The organism is Janthinobacterium sp., from assembly GCF_031995485.1.
Taxonomy (GTDB): domain Bacteria; phylum Pseudomonadota; class Gammaproteobacteria; order Burkholderiales; family Burkholderiaceae_D; genus Janthinobacterium.
In genome coordinates this window covers 152,660-172,606 of the sequence record NZ_DAMAGB010000002.1, presented here as the reverse complement: position 1 = coordinate 172,606, position 19,947 = coordinate 152,660, and the positions used below count along the sequence as shown (strand labels likewise).

At 64.8% G+C, this 19,947-nt stretch carries 17 protein-coding genes; 5 read left to right on the top strand and 12 right to left on the bottom strand.

From position 1 onward, the window contains the following. Positions 1-117: 117 nt before the first annotated feature. From RTQ46_RS02420 to RTQ46_RS02400, 5 genes are read right to left on the bottom strand one after another with little or no spacing between them, the layout of a single operon-like run. Positions 118-1,530 carry an ATP-binding protein gene (locus tag RTQ46_RS02420; RefSeq protein ID WP_312434371.1) on the bottom strand — a complete coding sequence of 471 codons (1,413 nt, stop codon included), beginning with the start codon at positions 1,528-1,530 and terminating at the stop codon, positions 118-120. Further along, positions 1,523-2,203, bottom strand: a complete 681-nt coding sequence (locus RTQ46_RS02415; protein WP_312434370.1) for a response regulator transcription factor — start codon at positions 2,201-2,203, stop codon at positions 1,523-1,525. The genes RTQ46_RS02420 and RTQ46_RS02415 overlap by 8 nt, the downstream gene beginning before the upstream one ends. Before the next feature lie 18 nt (positions 2,204-2,221). After that, positions 2,222-3,652, bottom strand: a complete 1,431-nt coding sequence (locus RTQ46_RS02410) for an efflux transporter outer membrane subunit (protein ID WP_312434369.1) — start codon at positions 3,650-3,652, stop codon at positions 2,222-2,224. Further along, entirely contained in the window at positions 3,652-6,792 is a 3,141-nt protein-coding gene (locus tag RTQ46_RS02405) for an efflux RND transporter permease subunit (RefSeq protein WP_312434368.1), read from the bottom strand. The genes RTQ46_RS02410 and RTQ46_RS02405 overlap by 1 nt, the downstream gene beginning before the upstream one ends. 10 nt (positions 6,793-6,802) lie before the next feature. After that, positions 6,803-7,954 (bottom strand): efflux RND transporter periplasmic adaptor subunit, encoded by a 1,152-nt coding sequence (locus RTQ46_RS02400; protein ID WP_312434367.1) that lies wholly within the window; start codon positions 7,952-7,954, stop codon positions 6,803-6,805. Between the two features lie 169 nt (positions 7,955-8,123). Between RTQ46_RS02400 and RTQ46_RS02395 the strand changes: the two genes are divergently transcribed. After that, a complete protein-coding gene (locus RTQ46_RS02395; protein ID WP_312434366.1) occupies positions 8,124-9,293 on the top strand; it encodes a PQQ-dependent sugar dehydrogenase in 1,170 nt (389 codons plus the stop codon). Between the two features lie 64 nt (positions 9,294-9,357). Further along, on the top strand, positions 9,358-9,660 hold the full coding sequence (locus RTQ46_RS02390; RefSeq protein ID WP_312434365.1) for a hypothetical protein: 303 nt from the start codon (positions 9,358-9,360) through the stop codon (positions 9,658-9,660). A 4-nt stretch (positions 9,661-9,664) separates the two neighbouring features. Here the strand turns inward: RTQ46_RS02390 and RTQ46_RS02385 are convergent, their stop codons facing one another. Next, a complete protein-coding gene (locus RTQ46_RS02385) occupies positions 9,665-10,045 on the bottom strand; it encodes an MmcQ/YjbR family DNA-binding protein (RefSeq protein ID WP_312434364.1) in 381 nt (126 codons plus the stop codon). Positions 10,046-10,510: 465 nt separating this feature from the next. On the opposite strand from RTQ46_RS02385, the gene RTQ46_RS02380 reads away from it, so the two are divergent. Beyond that, entirely contained in the window at positions 10,511-11,191 is a 681-nt protein-coding gene (locus RTQ46_RS02380) for a CCXG family PEP-CTERM protein (protein ID WP_312434363.1), read from the top strand. An 83-nt stretch (positions 11,192-11,274) separates the two neighbouring features. Here the strand turns inward: RTQ46_RS02380 and RTQ46_RS02375 are convergent, their stop codons facing one another. From RTQ46_RS02375 to RTQ46_RS02355, 5 genes are all read right to left on the bottom strand, one after another. Further along, the gene (locus RTQ46_RS02375; protein WP_312434362.1) at positions 11,275-12,258 is read right to left on the bottom strand and encodes an FHA domain-containing protein; all 984 of its coding nucleotides are present in this window, start codon (positions 12,256-12,258) and stop codon (positions 11,275-11,277) included. Further along, positions 12,255-13,655 carry a serine protease gene (locus RTQ46_RS02370; protein WP_312434361.1) on the bottom strand — a complete coding sequence of 467 codons (1,401 nt, stop codon included), beginning with the start codon at positions 13,653-13,655 and terminating at the stop codon, positions 12,255-12,257. Before RTQ46_RS02370 ends, RTQ46_RS02375 begins: the two co-directional genes overlap by 4 nt. A gap of 75 nt (positions 13,656-13,730) precedes the next feature. Then, complete coding sequence (gene ribA, locus RTQ46_RS02365; RefSeq protein ID WP_312434360.1) at positions 13,731-14,384, bottom strand: GTP cyclohydrolase II; 654 nt, start codon at positions 14,382-14,384, stop codon at positions 13,731-13,733. A 184-nt stretch (positions 14,385-14,568) separates the two neighbouring features. Next, positions 14,569-14,967 (bottom strand): DoxX family protein, encoded by a 399-nt coding sequence (locus tag RTQ46_RS02360; RefSeq protein ID WP_312434359.1) that lies wholly within the window; start codon positions 14,965-14,967, stop codon positions 14,569-14,571. A gap of 165 nt (positions 14,968-15,132) precedes the next feature. Next, entirely contained in the window at positions 15,133-15,834 is a 702-nt protein-coding gene (locus tag RTQ46_RS02355) for a pirin family protein (protein ID WP_312434358.1), read from the bottom strand. A gap of 163 nt (positions 15,835-15,997) precedes the next feature. Here RTQ46_RS02355 and RTQ46_RS02350 point away from each other — a divergent pair, with 163 nt between their 5' ends. Together RTQ46_RS02350 and RTQ46_RS02345 are read left to right on the top strand one after the other, a co-directional pair. Continuing rightward, complete coding sequence (locus RTQ46_RS02350; RefSeq protein ID WP_312434357.1) at positions 15,998-16,939, top strand: LysR family transcriptional regulator; 942 nt, start codon at positions 15,998-16,000, stop codon at positions 16,937-16,939. A gap of 184 nt (positions 16,940-17,123) precedes the next feature. Beyond that, complete coding sequence (locus RTQ46_RS02345) at positions 17,124-19,280, top strand: putative bifunctional diguanylate cyclase/phosphodiesterase (protein WP_312434356.1); 2,157 nt, start codon at positions 17,124-17,126, stop codon at positions 19,278-19,280. 93 nt (positions 19,281-19,373) lie between these two features. Here RTQ46_RS02345 and RTQ46_RS02340 read toward each other — a convergent pair whose 3' ends face one another. Continuing rightward, positions 19,374-19,919, bottom strand: coding sequence for a DUF4256 domain-containing protein (locus tag RTQ46_RS02340; RefSeq protein ID WP_312434355.1), 546 nt, complete (start codon positions 19,917-19,919; stop codon positions 19,374-19,376). Positions 19,920-19,947: the final 28 nt, after the last annotated feature.

Sequence of the window (19,947 nt, the reverse complement as noted above, 5' to 3'; positions counted from 1 at the left end):
GCTACGCGCCTAATCCGACCTACCCGACCTGCCCGATCTATGTGAGAAGGATCGTAGGTCGGATTAGCGTAGCGTAAACCGACACCACCAAAGGCGCCTCCACTCTCGCAGGTCGGATTAGCGCCGGTACGCCGCGTAATCCGACAACACCGCCGGTACCGCCAGGCACAGCACCGCCCGCAATCCCGGCCGGTTATCCTCCAGCCGCAAAATTCCGCCATGCAGCTGCGCCACGCTCGACACCAGCGCCAGGCCCAGCCCCACGCCCGGCGTGCCGCGGCTGGTGTCGCTGCGGTAAAAACGCTCGACCACGCGCGCACGTTCGCTTTCGGGTACGCCGGGGCCGTTATCGGCCACTGATAACTCGATCATCTGCTCGCTGTCGCGCCGCACGGCGATCGTGATGCTGCCGTGCGCCGGCGCATATTTCAAGGCGTTTTCCACCAGGTTGCCCAAGGCTTGGGCCAGCAGCACCGGGTCGCCCACCAGCTGCAGCAGGCCTTGCGGCGCGAAGGTCAGGCTGACGTCGTTCAGCTCGGCTACCGGCAGATAGAACTCCGTCACTTCGGCCGCCAGGCGCGCCAGGTCGACCGGCACGAAGCCGCCGCGGCGCGTGCCGCTGTCGATTTCGGCCAGGCGCAGCAGGGCGTTGAAGATGGCCATCACGCGGTCGACGTCGTTGATGGCGGCGTCGATCTCGGCATAGGTTTCCGCTTCGTTCGGGCGCGTCAGCGACAGTTCTTCCAGCCGCGCGCGCAGCTCGGACAGCGGCGTGCGCAGGTCATGGGCGATCGAATTGGACACATCCTGCACCCCGTGCACCAGGTGTTCGATCTGCTCGAGCATGCCGTTCACCGTATGCGTGAGCATTTCCAGCTCGTCGCCCTGGTGCGGCGCGGGCAGGCGCTGCGACAGCTTGCCGGCCATGATGGCGGCCGTGGTCTGGCTGATGCTGTCGACCTTGCGCAGCAGCACGCGGCGGATCAGCAGGGCGCCCAGCACGGCCACCAGCAGCACGGCGATGCCGCAGCCGAGCAGGCCGTAGATAAACAGCTTTTCCAGTTTTTCAAACCGATTCAGATTGCTCGCCAGCAGCAGCCGGTAGCCGCCCGGCAGTGCGGTCTGGGTCAGCTCGACCCGGCGTTCGATGCCGTCTACCACGATGGTGGCCGCGCACGGACTGGTGTGGCCGGGTGCGCCAGCGGGCCAGGCGTCGAGATTGCCGGCCAGCTTGACGCCGTTTGGCGCCATGAACAGCATCAGCCGCCCCACGCCCTGGTATACGCCGCCGGCCTGCGCTTCGATGGCGGCCGACAGCGCGCCGGGGCCATTGCGCACGAACAGTTTGCTGAGCCGTTCGGTGTCGGCCTGCAGCAGTTCCGTGCGTACTTCCTCCACATTGGTTTTCCAGGTGTACCACAGCGGGCCGGCAAACATGGCCAGCACCAGCAGGCTGACGGTGACGTAGCCGACCGCAATGGTGCGCGCGGAAAAGCCGGGCACGCGCAGCAGACGCGGCAGCCTAGGCATGGTCGCTCAGCATGTAGCCGGCGCTGCGCACGGTGCGCAGCAGCTGGGTGGGAAAGCCCGCGTCGATCTTCTGGCGCAGCTTGCTGATATGCACGTCGATCACATTGGTCTGCGGATCGAAATGGTAGTCCCACACATTTTCCAGCAGCATGGTGCGCGTGACGATCTGGTTGGCGTGGCGCAGCAGGTATTCGAGCAGCTTGAATTCGCGCGGCTGCAGGGTCAGCTGCTTGCCGTCACGGATCACCTTGTGCGTCAGCAGGTCGATCGACAGGCCGCCCAGCGACAGGCTGGTTTCCACGCTTTTTTCCTGCGAGCGGCGCAGCAGGGCGTCGAGCCTGGCCAGCAGCTCGCCAAAGGCAAACGGCTTGATCAGGTAGTCGTCGCCGCCGCTTTTCAGGCCGCGGATGCGCTCGTCCACGCCGTCGAGCGCGCTCAGGATCAGGATCGGCACCCGGTTGCCGCTCTTGCGCAGGGTTTCCACGATGGCCAGGCCGTCGATGCCGCCCGGCAGCATGCGGTCCATGATGATGGCGTCATAGGTGGCGCTGACGGCGTGATACATGCCGTCGCGGCCGTTGTCGGCATGGTCGACCGTGTGTCCGGCCTCGCCCAGTCCCTTGATGACGAAGCGCGATACGCGCTCGTTGTCTTCCACTAATAATAATTTCACTGCCAGCCTCGTCTCGGTTCAGGTCGCGCCATGTTCGCGCCAGCCGCCGCCCAGGGCACGGTACAGTTCCAGCAGGCTGTTCCAGCGGTTCAGGCGCGCCGCGACGAGGGCGATCTGCGCATTGTACAGGTCAGTCTTGGCGTTCAGCACGCTCAGGTAATCGTCCACGCCGTTGTCGTAGCGCAGCTCGGCCAGCGCCAGGCGGCGCTGCTGGGTGTCGCTGTAGGCTTGCCGCGCCGCCAGTTCCGCCTCGTAGGTGCCGCGCGCGGCCAGGCCGTCGGCCACCTCGCGGAACGCGCCCTGCACGCTCTTCTGATATTGCGCGACGCCGATGTCCTTGCCGATCTTCACCGCGTCGAGGTTGGCCTGGTTGGCGCCGCCATCGAACAGCGGCAGCAGCAGTTGCGGCGCGAACGACCAGGCGCCCGAACCGGCGTTGAACAAGTTGCCCAGGCTGGAGCTGGCCGTGCCGGCCGTGGCCGTCAGCGCGATCTGCGGGAAAAACGCCGCGCGCGCCACGCCAATGCGGGCGTTCTCGGCGCGCAGCAGCGCTTCGGCCTGCTGCACGTCGGGCCGGCGCAGCAGCAGGTCCGAGGGCAGGCCGGCCGGAATATCGGCCATCAGCGCCAGGTCGCGCAGCGGCACCGGTGCCGGCAGGTCGGCCGGCAGGTTCTGGCCCAGCAGCAGCACCAGCGCATTTCTGGCCTGCGCCTGCTGGCGCGTCAGCGAGGCCTGGTTGGCGTGCGCCTGCTGCACCACGCCTTGCGCCAGCGTGGCATCGAGTTCCGAGCCGGTGCCCGTGTCGTAGCGCAGCCTGGCGATGCGGTACGATTCGCGCGCCGCCAGTTCCGTGTCGTTGCTGACGGCCAGCTGCTCGCCGAACGCCAGCATGGCCAGGTACTGTTCGCTGACCTGGGCAACGAGTGCGATCTGCGCCGCCTGGCGCGCATGGCTGGTGGCCAGGTACTGTTCGCGCGCCACCTCGTCGAGCGAGCGCAGGCGGCCAAAGAAATCGAGTTCCCACGAGGCCGACAGGCCCACGCTGCGGTTGTGCGTCACGCCATGGTTGCGGCTGGCGTCGCCGGTGCTGGCCGCATTGTTCTTGCTGTTGCTGCCCGACGCGGCCAGGTCGACCTGCGGCAGCGTGGCCGCGCGCTGCAGCTGCAGCTGGGCGCTGGCCTGCTCGACGCGCAGCATGGCCACGCGCAGGTCGCGATTGTTGTCGAGCGCGATGCGCACCAGCCGGCGCAGGCTGGCGTCGCCGAGAAATTCGGCCCAGCCCGTGTCGGCCGCCGCCAGCGCGCCGGCCGGCTCGTTTGCCGCATAGGCGGGACCGGCCGGGTAGGCCACCGGCGCGCCTGCCGGCGGGCGCAGGTACGGCTCCTGCAGCGAACAGCCGGCCAGGGCCACGATGCTGGCGGCGGCGAAAATGGTTTTCAGATAAGTCATCAATGCGCTCCTTCAACGGCCGCAGGCGTGGCGGCCGGTTTGGCCGGTTTGACCTTGCCCGCCACCAGCACATAAAACAGGGGAATCATGTAGGTGGCCAGGAAGGTCGCGCTCAGCATGCCGCCGATCACGCCGATGCCGAGCGCCTTCTGGCTGGCCGCGCCCGCGCCGGACGCCAGCGCCAGCGGCAGTACGCCCAGCACGAAGGCCATCGAGGTCATGATGATGGGGCGCAGCCGCAGCTTGGCCGCTTCCATGGCGGCGGCCAGGGGCGTCGCGCCATGCTGCTGCAGCTCGCGCGCAAATTCCACGATCAAAATCGCGTTCTTGGCCGACAGGCCGATGGTGGTGAGCAAGCCCACCTGGAAGTACACATCGTTCGACATGCCGAACAGGCTGGCCGCGCCGAGCGCGCCCAGGATGCCGATCGGCACCACCAGGATCACCGAGACCGGCACCGACCAGCTTTCATACAGCGCGGCCAGGCTCAGGAACACCACCAGGATCGACAGCGCGTACAGCAGCGGCGCCTGGGCACCGGCTTTCGATTCCTGCAGCGAGATGCCGCTCCATTCGTAGCCGATGCCCTGCGGCAGTTGCTGCGCCAGCCGCTCCATCGCCGCCATCGCCTGGCCCGTGCTCTTGCCGGCAGCCGGCTTGCCGAGGATCTCGGCCGCTTCCACGCCGTTGTAGCGCTGCATGGCCGGCGAGCCCCAGGCCCATTCGGCCGTGGCAAACGCGGAGAACGGCACCATGTCGCCCTGCTTGTTACGCACGTGCAGCAGCTTGATGTCGTCCGGGTTCATGCGGAACGGCGCATCGGCCTGCACATAGACGCGCTTGATGCGGTTGTCGGTGTCGAAAAAATTGTTGATGTATTTCGAGCCCCAGGCGGTGGAAAACGTCTGGTCGACTTCGCTCAGCGACACGCCCAGCGCGGCCGCCTTTTCATGGTCGATATTGATTTTATAGGTCGGGTTGTCGGCCTGGCCCGTGAAACGCACCTGCATCAGGTCCGGGTCCTGGCGTGCCAGCTCCAGCAACTGGTCGCGCGCCTTGGCCAATGCCGCATGGCCCAGGTTGCCCCGGTCCTGCAGCTGGAACGAGAAGCCGGCGGCGGAACCGAGGCCACGGATCGGCGGCGGCTCGATCGGCGTGATCAGCGCGCCCTGGTAGTTGCCGTAGCGCGCCGCGATGCGCGCGCCGAGCGCCGAGACGGCCAGCTTGCTGTCCTTGCGCTCGCCCCACGGTTTCAGGCGCACGAACAGCCGGCCCAGGTTCTGGCCGCGGCCGTTCGAGTTGGCGCCGTTGATCATCATGGTGGCGTCGACCATCGCCGCCTCGTCCTTCAGCAGGTAGCTGCTGATTTCATCGAGCACGGCGCCGGTACGCTCCAGCGTGCTGCCGGCCGGCGTCTGCACCTGCACGAACATATAGCCCTGGTCTTCGTTCGGCAAAAAGCCGCCCGGCAGGCGCATGAACAGCCACAGCACCATGCCGATCAGCGCCGCATAGACCAGCAGCCAGCGGCCGCGGTGGCGCACGATGCCGGCCACGCCGCCCAGGTAGCCGTCGCGGCGCGCATCGAATGCGCGGTTGAACCAGCCGAAGAATCCTTTTTTGTCGGCGTGGCCCGGATCGGGACGCTTCAGCACCATCGCGCACAGGGCGGGCGTCAGGGTCAGGGCGACGAATACCGACAGCAGCATTGAGGCCACCACCGTCAGCGAAAATTCGCGGTAGATGGCGCCCACCGTGCCGCTGGAAAACGCCACCGGCACGAACACGGCGCACAGCACCAGCGCCACGCCGATCAGTGCGCTGCTGATCTGGCCCATCGCTTTTTGCGTGGCCTCGAACGGCTCCAGCCCGTCTTCATGCATCACGCGCTCGACGTTTTCCACCACCACGATGGCGTCGTCGACCAACAGGCCAATCGCCAGCACCAGGCCGAACATCGACAGGGTATTGATGGTAAAGCCCATCGCCGACATCACGCCAAACGTGCCCAGCAACACCACCGGCACGGTGATCGACGGAATCAGGGTGGCGCGCACGTTCTGCAGGAACAGATACATCACGAGGAACACCAGGATGATGCCTTCGATCAGGGTCTTGACCACTTCATGGATCGACACTTCGATGAACGGCGTGACGTCGTTCGGATACACCACGCGCAGGCCGCGCGGGAAGTAGGGCGCCAGTTCGATCAGGCGCGCACGCACGGCTTCGGCCGTGGCCAGCGCATTGGCGCCGGGCGCCAATTGAATGCCCAGGCCCGAGGCGCTCTTGCCGTTGTAGCGCACGTCGACGTTGTAGTTTTCCGGCCCCAGCGCGATGCGCGCCACATCGGCCAGGCGCACGCGGGCGCCGTCCGGCAGCACTTTCAGCAGGATGCGGCCGAACTGCTCCGGCGTGCGCAGCAGGGTCGCTTGCGTGATGGTGGCGCTCAGCATCTGGCCCGGCACCGACGGCGAGCCGCCCAGCTGGCCGCCCGAGATCTGCACGTTCTGCGTCTGGATCGCCTGGTTGACGTCCAGTGGCGTGAGGGCATAGCTGGTCAGTTTCACGGGGTCGAGCCAGACGCGCATCGCGTACTGGGTGCCGAACAGGTTCATGCTGCCCACGCCGGGAATGCGGCTCAAGGGATCCTGGATATTCGAGGCCACATAGTTCGAAATGTCGAACTTGCTCATGCTGTTGTCGTCCGAGACAAAACCGGCCACCATCAGGAAGTCACTGGTCGACTTGGTCACGCGCAGGCCCGATTGCTGTACTTCGGCCGGCAGGCGCGAGGTGGCCGACTGCAGCTTGTTCTGTACCTGCACCTGGGCGATATCGGGATCGGTGCCCGGCGCAAAGGTCAGGGTGGTGGTCGACTGGCCCGTATCGTCGCTGATCGAGGACATGTACAGCAGGTTGTCGATCGCGCTCATCTGCTGTTCGATCACCTGGATCACGGTGTTCTGCAGCGTTTCGGCCGAGGCGCCGGGGAAGGTGGCGGCAATCTGCACCACCGGCGGCGAGACCGGAGGAAATTGTTCGACCGGCAGCTTGAAGACGGCGATGCCGCCGGCCAGCATGATGATCAGCGACAGGACGATGGCGAAAATCGGGCGGCGGATAAAGAAATGGGACATGCGGCCGTCCTCAGTTCTGCGCCACGGCGGGCGCCGCAGGCTGTTGCAAGACCTTGACGGCGCTGCCCGGCTTGAGTTTCTGGATGCCGCTGACGATCACGCGCTCGCCGTCCTTGAGGCCGCTCTCGACCAGCCACTGGCCGCGCAGCAGGGTGGCCGCGACCACCGTGCGCTGCTGCGCCTTGTTGTTGGCGTCGACCAGCATCACCGTCGCTTCGCCCTGCGGATTGCGCGTCACGGCCGGTGCCGGCACCAGCATGGCGCCCGGGCGCACGCCCTGGTTGACTTCGGCGCGTACGAACATGCCCGGCAGCAGCAGGTGCTGCGGGTTCGGGAAGCGCGCGCGCAGGGTCACCGATCCCGTGGCCTGGTTCACCGTCACGCCGGAAAACTCCAGCGTACCCTTGTGCGCATACAGGCTGCCGTCTTCCAGTTTCAGCATCACGCCGGCCTGTTCCGGCCCGCCCCTGGCCAGGCTGCCCTCGGTCAGCTGGCGCCGCAGCGCCAGGCCTTCGGCGCTCGACTGCTGCAGGTCCACATACATCGGATCGATCTGCTGCACCGTGGTCAGCAAGGTGGCCGCGCCGCCCTGCACATACGCACCCTGCGTGACCTGCGACACGCTCGAACGCCCCGCGATCGGCGCCGTCACGTTGGTGTAGGCCAGGTTGATGCTGGCGCTGGTGACGGCCGCCCTGGCGGCGGCCACGTCGGCGGCCGCCTGCAGCTGCGCCGCCAGCGCGTTGTCGTAGGCCTGCTTGCTGACGGCATTGCCCTTGATCAGCACCTGGTAGCGTTCCAGCTGCGCATTATTGCTGACCAGGTTGGCCTGCGCGCGCTGCAGCTGCGCTTGGGCGCTGGCCAGCGTGGCGCGGTAGGGCGCGGCGTCGATCTGGTACAGCGCCTGGCCGGCGCGCACGTCCGAGCCTTCGGTAAAACTGCGTTTCAGGACCACGCCATCGACGCGCGCGCGCACTTCGGCGATCAAAAACGGCGCCGTGCGTCCGGGCAGCTCGACCGTCAGTGGCACGGTGGACTGGTGCACTGTCAGCACGGTCACTTCGGGCGTGGCGCTGGCAACAGGTTTCGAGGCGGGACTGCAGGCTGCGAGTGTCAGCAGGCAAACGGGGGCGAGAGGACGTAGACGGGGCAAGGAGGGCATGGCGCAATTCCAGAAGTCGGACGGAAACAAGGAGGTTTGTTGCACTGCACTATGCCAGCGCGGCGCTTACCCCAGCCTTTGCGGAACATTAATTTTATTTAATGTTGGGTTATGCTTGTCCTTCAACGTTGTACGCTTGCCATTCATGTCACGACCCCAGGAGAAAACCATGTCCCACTTTCGTTCCTTGCGCACCCCGGCGCTCGCCGCCGCCATGCTGGCCTTGAGCTTGTCTGCCCGCGCCGAACTGGCCGCCACCGGCGAGCCGCCAGCCGCGAAACAGGCCTGGCGTGCCGTCACCGTGGCCGATGGCGTGCGCCAGCCGTGGGGCATCGCCTGGCTGGGCGACGGCCGCGCGCTGGTCACCAGCAAGCAGGGCAGCCTGCATATCCTGAACGGCCAGAAATTCGATGAAGTCGCGCTCGAGGGCATGCCGGCCGTGTTCACGGGCGGGCAGGGCGGCCTGCTCGATATCGTGCTGCACCCGCAGGATGCGGCCAAGCCGAATCCGCGCGTCTACATGACGGTGTCGACCGGCACCAATGAGGCCAACCGCACGACGCTGGTGCAGGGCGTATTCGACGGCAAGAAAGTGACTGGCATCAAGACGCTGTTCAAGGTCTCGACCGACAAGAGCGGCGGCCAGCATTTCGGCTCGCGCCTGCTGTGGCTGCCGGACGGCACATTGCTGATGAGCGTGGCCGACGGCGGCAATCCGCCGCTGCGCGTCAAAGACCGGCTGGCGCGCGAACAGGCGCAAAACCCGGCCACGCACCTGGGCTCGATACTGCGCCTGACCGACGAAGGCAAGCCGGCGCCCGGCAATCCGCTGGCGGCCAAGGGAGCGCTGCCGGAGATCTGGTCGATGGGCCACCGCAATATCCAGGGCCTGGCACGCGATCCGGTGTCGGGCCGCATCTGGGCCACCGAGCACGGCCCGTACGGCGGCGACGAACTGAACCTGGTGGTGGCGGGCGGCAATTACGGCTGGCCGCTGCAAACCTATGGCGCCGACTACCAGACGCACGAGCCGGTGGGCAAGCACGAAGTGGCCGGCATGATCAATCCGAGCGTGGCCTGGGTGCCGTCGCCGGCGCCGTCCGGCCTGGCCGTGTATTCGGGCGACAAGATTCCATCCTGGCGCGGCAGCGTGTTCAGCGGCGGCCTGGCGGCCAAGGATATCCGCCGCGTGGCCGTCGATGCTGCTGGCCAGGTGACCGGACAGGACCGCCTGGCCATCGGCGCGCGCGTGCGCGATGTGAAGCAGGGGCCGGACGGCTATCTGTATGCGCTGACGGACGAAGACAACGGCCGCCTGCTGCGCATCGTCGCGCAATAAGCTTGCTTGCAAGGCGCCGTCTTGCTTTAAGATGGCGCCTTTCCCGCATAACCGAGGTAGTGGCATGGCCCGAGATACGTATGCCTACCGGCACGTCGCCGTCGAATCGCGCGATATTCATGGCAAGGTGGAAATGCGCCCCGTGCCGGGCCAGGCCTTTTCGCCGGAGCTGGCGGTGCAGTGTTCGCGCCGGCTGGCTGACTTGCAGCGCTACCCGCTGGGCAGCCGCTTCTTGCTGTTTGCCAAATTGACGGACCGCCTGGGCGGCACGCCGTATCTGTATGCCTGGCACGGCGATGCGGATGTCCTGATGACGCCGGCCGACGTAAAAAAATTTCTCGGCGAATTCAGGCGCGGGCGGATCTAGGCTGTCATGAACTGCTGGAGATGGTCTTGGCCAGGTCGCTCGGCGCCTTGCGCCGCCAGGCTGCCGTCAGGGCCGCCGCCAGCATGTCCAGTTCCGCATCGGCCAGGCGCACGGTGATGCCGGCCAGCCGCTCTCCCCACAGCAGTTTTTCGCAGCCCGTGGGCGAAATGACGGTAGCGATATGCGCCGCTTCCGCATCGAGCAGCACATTGATGTGTTCATCGTCGGGCAGGGTGGCAAAGATCTTCCCGCCCACGCGAAAAGCGGGCCGGTCGTGATGCTCTTCCTCGGTGGTATCGGGAAACGACAATGCCAGATAGCGCAGTTCTTCCAGGTCGACCATTTCCTCTTTCTCCCTTATCGGACAGACAGTATGTAAGTGCATTTTGCCATGCTGTTTCGCTGCGTGGGGAGGCGGTGCGTGAAAAGAGTGGAACAGGACGGTATCGGGCGCGTATGGGTTGTGGCGCCAGCGCGACACGAAACGGCCGGCAGGCGTGGCATCGGATGCCGCTTCAAGCCGCATTTTTCCTTGCTGCTCAGCATTTTTCACGCTTGCAACAATGGCACGAATAATGGCTAAAAGAAAATTACTTTGCCTAAAGGGAAATTAATATAAAATGGCGCCATTGTCTTGCCTGACCCGTCAACCGTTTTGATCTTGTCCCGGAAACCCGCCCCCTTTCCTGGACGCTTGTAGCGCAATCGCGCTGCTGCAAGTCCGCGACCGCGCGCGGAAGTTCATGCCACCGGCCGCTCATCTCCGCAGTCCTTAGCGCACCGCCGACACGCCTCAATGCAGCGTGGATTCAGCTGAAGCGCTCCCATGCCTTTAACCCTGGATACATCCATGAAAAACTTGCCAAAACTTGCCCTGTCCCTGATCGCCATTGCGGCGTTTGCCCATGCGAACGCCAGCACCATTACCATCGCCACCGGTTTTTCCGATGCCAGCGCGCAAACCAGCGCCGCTGCTTACAAGGCGGTGGTCGATACCGCCGTGGCCACCCCGGGCGCCGGCTATGGCAGCACCAGCCTGTCGAGCTATGACTATGTCAGCAACCAGAGCCTGTTTGGCAGCAATAACAATATCGCTTCGCGCTCGATCATCGATTTCGGCGTGACTGCGGCACAGGCCGGCACCTGGAGCTTTCGCAGCGGCGTCGACTTCGGCAATGGCGGTGCGCTGTTCCTCGACGGCGTCGCGCTCGATGTCAAAACCAGCGACATGTGGTGGGCCGGCAATTACGGCAACAGCAGCCAGTTCCTCAGCGGCTCGACCCTGCTGTCGGCCGGCAACCACACGCTGAGCATCTACGGTCTGGAAGGCTGCTGCGACGGCGGCCAGCAAGTGCAGTTCAAGGCAGGCAACAACAGCTTCGCCAGCTTTGGCTCCACCGATGGCCTCGCTTCGGTCTCGGCCGTGCCGGAACCGTCCACCTATGCCATGCTGATGGTGGGACTGGGCCTGGTGGGCTTTGCCGTACGTCGTGAAAAAGCCATCAAATTTTATACCGCGGTCAAAATGTAAGCACGCTGCCGGCCTCGCTGCCATGCAAAAAAGCCCGCTGGCGCGTCGATGCGCCAGCGGGCTTTTTCGTTGATGGCGGTGGCTTATTCCTCGCCGTCGTCTTCGCTTTCTTCATCGCCGCTGCCGCCCTTGCCGCGTTCGCTGTCCACGCCTTTTTGCAGCGACTGCACCTCCTTGAACAGCGCCTCCGTCGGATGGTCGGGGCTCACGCGCAGCACCGGCGGATACAGCAGCGGCATATACAGTTCGTCGGCCAGGCGGCCACTCGCTTGCAGATTGCTCAGCAGGATCAGGGTCGAGCCGACGATGGCCAGTACCGTGCTGACCAGTGCGAAGCGGCGCGGGTGCTGCGGCTTGATCGTGCACAGGTGGAAGTACACCATGGCGCACACGATCACGATGAACATGTGGCGTCCATACGCCGTCAGCGCTTCGAGCGACAGCGCATAGGCAGCCATGCTGCTGGCCAGCTCCCATGCCTCCATCGCCACCAGGCCGCAGCCGATGATGAACAGATGGCGGCCGAAGCGGGCCGTCTGGCCGAACAGGCGGTTGGCCACGGCCCAGACCGAGGCCCACACCAGGCCGCCGGCCATCGCATAGGCGATGATCATCAGATAGGAAATCGGCTCGAAATTTTCGGCGTCGCCGAGCCAGTTGGCAAACGCGGCCGACACGGCGATCATGGCCAGGCCCGCCACCGCCGGGCGCGTGCCTTCCCAGCCATGCATGGTGGTATCGCTGCGCTCGGGCGCCACCGGCTGGTCGGCGCCGCGCACGCGCAGCCGCGTGTGGCCCAGGCGCACGATGGTGTTGCCCGTCAAGGCCACTTCGAGGCGGCGCGCGCCAGCGTGGATCACGCCGTTATGGCTGCCCAGGTCGCGCAGCAGCAGGCCGCCTTCGCCATCGTCTTCGACCATCGCGTGCTCGGCCGCCGTGTGGGCGTCGTCGAGGATGAAGTCGTTGCCGTAGCCGCGGCCGATGCGGATCGGCAGGGAATCGATGCGCTGGCGCTGCTGCACGTCGCCGTTGGCGGCCAGGATTTCAATGTAATAGGGCGCTTTCATGGCTTGCCTGCCAGTCTGGCGGACGGCGTGCGCGTCAGCGCTTCGAGGAAGGTGCGCGTCACGCGCAGGCCGTTAGCATACGACACGCCGCGCGCATCGATGCGGCTTTGCAGGTTCATCAGTGGCTCATCGGTGCTGGCGGCCAGCAGGGCAAAGTCATACAGGCCGGGAAATTTGCGGTAGGCGCGCACGCAGACGACGGCGCGCAGCGGCAGCGTGGCATTTTTCACGAACTGCTCGGTGCAGTGCGGCCCGGTCAGGTGGGCGCTCTTGTAGGTGCCGAAGCTTTCGTTCTTGAACGAAGCGCTGGCCAGTTCGGCAAAGCGCAGGGCGCCCAGCTCGCTGCTGCGCAGGAACTCGTGGCGCATCGATACCTGCCCCGTCTGCAGCGCGCCGGAAATAAAGATGGCCGACTCCATCGCGCAACTCGTGTTATCGATGGTATAGGGCTTGTCGGCCTTGACGTTCGAGCGGCCCCAGCAGCGCATCTGTTCCGATTCGCGCACCGGCACGCGGTAAGGGCCCATCGCTTTCAGGCTCAGCGGCGTTTCCAGCAGGCGCGCCAGCATGGCGTCCTGATGCGCCAGCAACTGGGCCGTGACCACCGGCTTAAAATCCCTGGGCGGCTTGACCAGCTGCGCCGCCTGCGCCAGCAACTGCTGGGCATAGCGGGCCGGCACCAAAAAACTGACCAGTTCGCCATCGAGGCGTTTCGACACATTGATGCCGGCCACGTCGCCGCCGGCCGTCACGCTGGGCCCGCCGCTCATGCCGGAATTGATGGGTCCCGTAAACATCAGCTGGTCGTAAAAGCTGCGCGTCACCACGCCGTTGTAGGCGCCTTCGGAAATGGCAAAGCCCAGGTCGAGCGGATTGCCCATCGAATACAGGTACTGCCCCTGCGTCAGCTCGGCCAGCTGTGCCGGCATCTTGAAAAACCCGGTGCCATGGCGGCTGACGCGCACCACGGCCAGGTCGTGCAGCACGTCGACGGCCAGCAGCTCCACGTTGCCGCGCTTGCCGCTGGTATCGACCCATTCGCCCACATAGGTATCCGGGTCGAGCGCGAACTGCGACACCACGTGATAGTTGGTGACCACCAGGTCGCCCGTGCCGATCAGAAAGCCCGAACCGACCGACGACTGCGTGCGGCCGTTTTTCAGCAGCACGCGCACCTGCAAAATGTCGGCGCGCGCGGCCGTATACAGTTTTTGCGCGGCCGACGAGGGCGGCGGCAGGGCGGCGTGTTCAGTGGCGGCGGGAGCGGCGGTGGCCGGGGGCGGCTTGACGGCGGGCGGGGACGATGCGGCGGGCGCCGCAGGAGCGGCAGGGGGTGCTGCCTGGGCGCTGGCAGCGCACAAGCCGGCCAGCAACAGGGCGAGTGTGGAAAATTTCATGCATCCTTTGCGTGGAGTTGCCAGGCGGACGCGGGCGCCGCGGCGCTGCGCGCCTGGCCCGCGCGAAAAATACCGTTACAGCGCGCCGTCTTCCAGCGCAGGCGCCTCGGCTGGCGTCATCATGTGGCCGAGCTTGCTTTCCTTGGTGTTCAGGTAATGCTGGTTGAAGGCGTTGCGGTTGACCAGCAGCGGCACCCGTTCGGCCACCGTCACGCCCAGCGCTTCCATCGCCGCGATCTTGCGCGGATTGTTGGTCATCAGGCGCAGGCTGTGGATGCCGAACTGCTCGAACATCGGCTTGCACAGCGTATAGTTGCGCGCATCGGCCTTGAAGCCCAGCTGCTCGTTGGCCTGCACCGTGTCGGCGCCCGCTTCCTGCAGGCGGTAGGCGCGGATCTTGTTGATCAGGCCGATGCCGCGTCCTTCCTGGCGCAGGTACAGCAGGATGCCGCGCCCTTCCTCGGCGATGCGTTTGAGCGCGCCTTCCAGCTGCGCGCCGCAATCGCAGCGCTGCGAGAACAGCACATCGCCCGTCAGGCATTCGGAATGCACGCGCGCCAGCACCGGCTCGCCGTCGCCGACATTGCCCAGCACCATGGCCAGGTGCTCCTTGCCAGTCGCGTGTTCGACAAACGCGTGCAGGGTGAACTGGGCCCACGGCGTCGGCAGTGCACAGGAAGTCGTGTAATCCAATTCGCCTGTCGCCAGGATGTCCGCGCCGCTTTGCATGGTTGTGCTCATATAAGTAAGTGTCAAAAATAAAAGGCGCGCCGCACCACTCCGGTGCCGGCGCGCCTTGCCATCATACCAAAAAGCGGGAAAACGGTTTCCGTCGCTGTTATTTGGCTGATGCAATGCCTGGTGATCGGCCAGTAGCCAGGGACGCGATCGCTGTCTGCAAGGAGCGGTCCGCTCACTTCAGCGTGGCTGCGGTTTTTGCAAAGCCGCGCTCGACCAGCAACAGCATGCCGCCGAAGATGGACAGGTTTTTCAGGAAGTTGGTCAGCTGATCCTGGTAGTGGGCGGCGTCGGCGGCCCAGAACGCGTGGAATACCAGCGTGGTCGGTATCAGGAACAGCGCCAGCGCCAGGGCCGCCCAACGCGACTGCCAGCCCGTGATCAGCAGCAGGCCGCCGCCGACTTCGAGCGCGATCACGCCGGCCAGCAACACCGTGGCGAAGGGCAGGCCCATGCTGCTCATGTAGCCGGCGACGCCGGCATAGCCGCCGATTTTCAGCAGGCCGGAGACAAAGAACAGCACGCCAAGCGCGGCGCGGCCAACAGGGTACAGCAGGGTGGTGGTGTTTTTCATGATGTATTCAATTCTTGTTATTTGAAAATACGAGTTAGCTTCACGGTGGCTGGGAAAACCGTAGCGAGCGGCGGCGAGTTGTGGCAGAGAAGCGCAACCGTACTTTGGTACGGTGAGCATCGCAGGCCGCAAATCGCAACGCGCAGCAGGTTTTACCAGCTACCATCAGTAAGGCAAATCAAACAGCAGGAATTCGGCATCTTCAGCATTTGCCAGCGTCACTTTGGCTTCCTGCGTCAGTTTCAGCGCATCGCCGGCTTTCAGTGGCGTGCCGTTGACCACCAGGCTGCCGCGGATCAGGTGCACATAGGCGGTGCGGCCTTCGTCCAGCGCGTGTTCCAGTGCATCGCCTTCTTGCATGATGCTGGCGTAGATCGAGGCGTTCTGGTGGATCAGCACCGAACCCTGGCGGCCGTCGCTCGATGCAACCAGGCGCAGCTTGCCCTGTTTGGTTTCCGGCGAAAAGTGTTTCTCTTCGTAGCTGGGCGCAATGCCCGTCACGTTCGGCTGGATCCAGATCTGCAGGAAATGCAGGCCATCCGTTTGCGAGTGGTTGAACTCGCTGTGACGCACGCCGCTGCCGGCGCTCATGCGCTGTACATCGCCGTAGTGCAGGACCGAACCGGTGCCCATGCTGTCTTTATGCTCGAGCGCGCCGTCGAGCACGTAGGAGATGATTTCCATGTCGCGGTGGCCGTGGGTGCCAAAACCCTGGCCTGGCGTGACGCGGTCTTCATTGATTACCAGCAATGGACCAAAGCCCATGTGTTTCGGATCGTGGTAGCTGCCGAACGAGAAGCTGTGGTGGGAGTTGAGCCAGCCGTGGTTGGCTGCGCCGCGTTCTTCGCTATGACGGATTTGTAACATGGTAAGACTCCATTTCTTTACAGGTTAATGTGCGATAATTTCGAAGGACCGTTGCCTGGCTACCGGGCTGAATCTGTCTTTCGTGATGCGATGAAGAGAGTATAGGCCTGTCGTACCAGAAAGAAAAACGGAAAAATTACCGCTCTATGATCGAAAAAATCGAATGCTAAGACTTAGCCTGGAAGCCCTGCAAATTGTCGACGCCATCGACCGCCGCGGCTCATTCTCGTCGGCCGGCAAGGAACTGCACAGGGTGCCGTCCACCATCTCGTATACTGTCGCCAAACTCGAAGATGACCTGGGCGTGCAGGTATTCCAGCGCAATGGTCCGAAAGTGGTGCTGACGGCGGCCGGCCAGGAATTGCTGAAGGAAGGGCGCTACCTGCTGAAAGCGGCGCAGGACCTGGAACATCGCGTGCGCCGCGTGGCTTCGGGCTGGGAGACGGAACTGGCGATCGGCCTCGATTCCGTGTTTTCGGCGCTGGCGCTGGCCGGCGATATCGGGGCCTTTTATGAGGTAGCCCAGCAGACGCGGCTGCGGCTGGTGCAGGAAACGCTGTCCGGTACCTGGGAAGCGCTGCTCGAGCGTCGCGTCGACCTGCTGGTGGGCGCGCCCGGCGACGGCCCGCCCGGTGGCGGCTATATCGCCCAGCCGCTGGGCATGCTGGACTTCGTGTTTGCCGTGGCGCCCACGCATCCGCTGGCGGCCATCGACCGGCCGCTGTCGCGTGGCGACCTGCAGCATCACCGCGCGGTGGTGGTGGCGGACTCGGCGCGCCAGCTGGCGCCGCGCACGGTGGGGCTGCTGCTGGGCCAGGATGCGCTGACGGTGCCGAGCATGCAGGTCAAGTTCGATTACCAGGTGCTGGGCCTGGGCTTCGGTTTCCTGCCGGGTCCATGTGCACGGACCGCCATCGCGCGCGGACTGCTGGTGGAAAAGGCGGTGGAGGAGCCGAAGCCGGCCGAGACGTTTTACCTGGCCTGGCGCGTGGGCGAAGACGGCGCGGCGCTGCGCTGGTGGATGGCGCGCATGCGCGAACCGGATCTGTTTGCACGCCTGACCCACTATCTGCCGGGCGGCATGCATGAGCAAGCAGTTGATTGAGGACAATGCGCTGCAAATCCATGCCACAAGCCATGCAAAATGTTGACATAGAACAACAATTTCAGGTTACCATATTCGCAGCATTGTGCGCCTAACAAGGCCGGACCCGGGATTTTGATCATGATATATACAGCAGCGCTCCACTCACGCTCTTCCTGCAGGCTGCCCGCCATGTGGAGGCGCGGTGCTTGAGGCACGGGTAGCGCAGTGTTTGCGCCTGAGCCACGAAGCGCAGCAGCAGGACGGCACGCAGCTGGCCGCCACCCTGGCGCAGTTGCAGGGAGAACTGGAACAGCTGCGCGGCGCCAGCCGGCCCGTGCTGCGCCTGGCGCCGGCCGATGCCTTGCTGGAAATCGACCTGAACGGTTACCTGATCGGCTGGAACCATGGCGCCGACCAGATGTTCGGCTATGCCGAACTGGAAGCGGTGGGCCAGCATATCCTGTTTCTGTATCCGCCTGACAACGCGCAGGAAACCGTGATCGAACTGTCGTCTGCGCATGCCGAGGTCGACATCGATGTCCTGCGGCGCAAGAAATCGGGCGTGCTGACCTGGCTGCGCATGCAGCGCCACGCAATACTCGACCAGGCCGGCAAGACCTGCGGCGTGGCCGTGCGCCTGTCCGCCCTGCGCGAACCGCTGCCCGATATCGACAAGGTCAGGCTGCACGCGCGCATTATCGAAGACAGCGAACAGGGTGTGCTCATTACCGACGCCGACGAGCGCATTGTTTCCGTCAACAGCTCCTTCAGCCGGATTACGGGCTATTCGCCAGCCGAGGCCATCGGCCGCACGCCGGACCTGCTCCGTTCGGGCGTGCACGACGCGGAGTTTCGCGCCAAGGTGCGCGCCGCCATGCGCGGCCACGGTTCCTGGCGCGGCGAGATCATTGGCCGGCGCAAGAACGGCGAGCTGTTTCCGCAGGCCGTCACCATCAGCGTGGTGCGCGATGAATACGGCGACATCAGCCATGTGTTTTCGCTGTTTTCCGATATTTCCGTGCACAAGGATGCCGAGGCGCGCATGCAGCGCATGGCCAATTACGACGGCCTGACGGGCTTGCCCAACCGCTGCCTGCTGAACCAGCTGGTGGTGCAGGGGCTGGCAGAAGCGAAGCGCCAGGAAACCCACGGCGCGCTGATGGTGATCGACATCAGCCGCATCGGCTCGATCAGCGACACCCTGGGCCATGAAGTGGGCGACCAGCTGGTGATCGCCATCGGCCAGCTGTTCCGTGGCGCGCTGCGCGACGCCGACATCCTGGCGCGCGTCGACAACAGCAAGTTCGTCGTCGCGCTGTTGCATATCGAAAAACGCGAACACGCGGCCAATGTGGCGCAAAAGCTGCTCAACCTGCTCGAAGCACCGATCCGCATCGACAACCACGCGCTGTACGTGGGCGCCAGCATCGGCATCACCGTCTATCCCGAAGACGGCATGGACGCCACGTCACTGTTCCGCTTTGCCGACGTGGCCGTGGCAAAAGCGGCGCAGACCATCGAGCCGACTTTCCTGTTCTACCGCGAAGACATGAACCGCCGCGCCAAGGAGCATTTGCGCCTGGAAAGCGAAATGCGCCTGGCGCTGGGCGACCAGGAACTGGAACTGCATTACCAGCCCAAGGTGAGTCTTTCCAGCGGCCAGATCGTCGGCGCGGAAGCCTTGCTGCGCTGGAAGCATCCGCTGCGCGGCATGGTCTCGCCGGGCGTCTTCATTCCGGTGGCCGAAGAGACCAGCCTGATCCTGGAACTGGGGACCTGGGTGCTCGACGAGGCCTGCCGCCAGATCCGCGAATGGGAAGACCGGGGCCTGCATATGCCGGTGATCGCCGTCAATCTGTCGGCGCGCCAGTTTGACGCCCAGCTACCGGCGCGCGTGGCGGCCGTGCTGGCGCGCTACCGCGTGCGGCCCGAGCAGATCATGCTGGAAATCACCGAAAGCCTCTTGATGCGCGGCGCCGACAAGGTGATCGAGATCATGAACGAACTGGTGGCGATGGGCCTGGCGCTGGCGCTGGACGACTTCGGTACTGGCTACTCCAGCCTGGCCTACCTGAAAAAATTCCCGATCAGCACCCTGAAGATCGACCGCGCCTTCGTGATCGGCCTGCCGTTCGAGGAAAACGACTGCGCCATCGCGCGCGCCATCGTCACCATGGCGCAGCAGCTGCGCCAGGAAATCGTCGCCGAAGGGGTGGAAACGCCGGAGCAGATGCGCTTCTTGCGCAGCCTGGGCTGCGACCAGCTGCAGGGGTATCTGTTCAGTCCGGCGGTCACGGCGGGCGAGTTCGAGATCATGCTCGACGAGGGCAAGCGCTTGCTGCTGGAAGAGGTGATGTAGCTGAAATGCTGGGGTCAAACCCTCAATGACGCTGACTCAGAGGCTTGCGCTACAGGTCGAGGGGGGCTGACCCCGGCTGTGCTCGGCTTGTCATTAAATGCGCAGCAGTCCCCGGAATCCCCTGCCGGCATAATACGACTGCGCGCCATTGTGATACACAAACACCTGCCCATAGCGGCGGTCGCCAAACAGCGCGCCGCCGAGCTGCCTGATGCTGTCGGGCGTGGCGATCCAGCTTGAGGTTTTCCGGTCGAATTCGCCCAGCTGCTGCAGTTGCCGGTACTGCTCTTCCGTCAGCAGCGCCACGCCGATGGCGGCGGCCATGGCCATGGCGCTGCCGGCCGGCCGGTTTTCCTTGCGCGCGTTGAATGCTGGCTCATCGAAGCACAGGCTGCGCCGGCCAGCCGGGCTTTCGGCGCAGCAGTCGCAGAACGTCACCATGCCGCACTGGCCATCGACGGCGATCACGTCCGGCTCTCCGCCGGTATGCTCCATTTCCTGCAGGGCCGCCAGGCTGGCCGGATGTGCCTGCAATCTTTCCAGCACGGCGTCCCACGCCACGCCCGGGTGGCGCGCCAGATGCTGCCCGAAACGGGTGTGCAGGGTGGTGATCAAATCCTGGTATTTGCTGGTGTTCATCGGCAGGCTCCTGGTTGGCACGGCACTA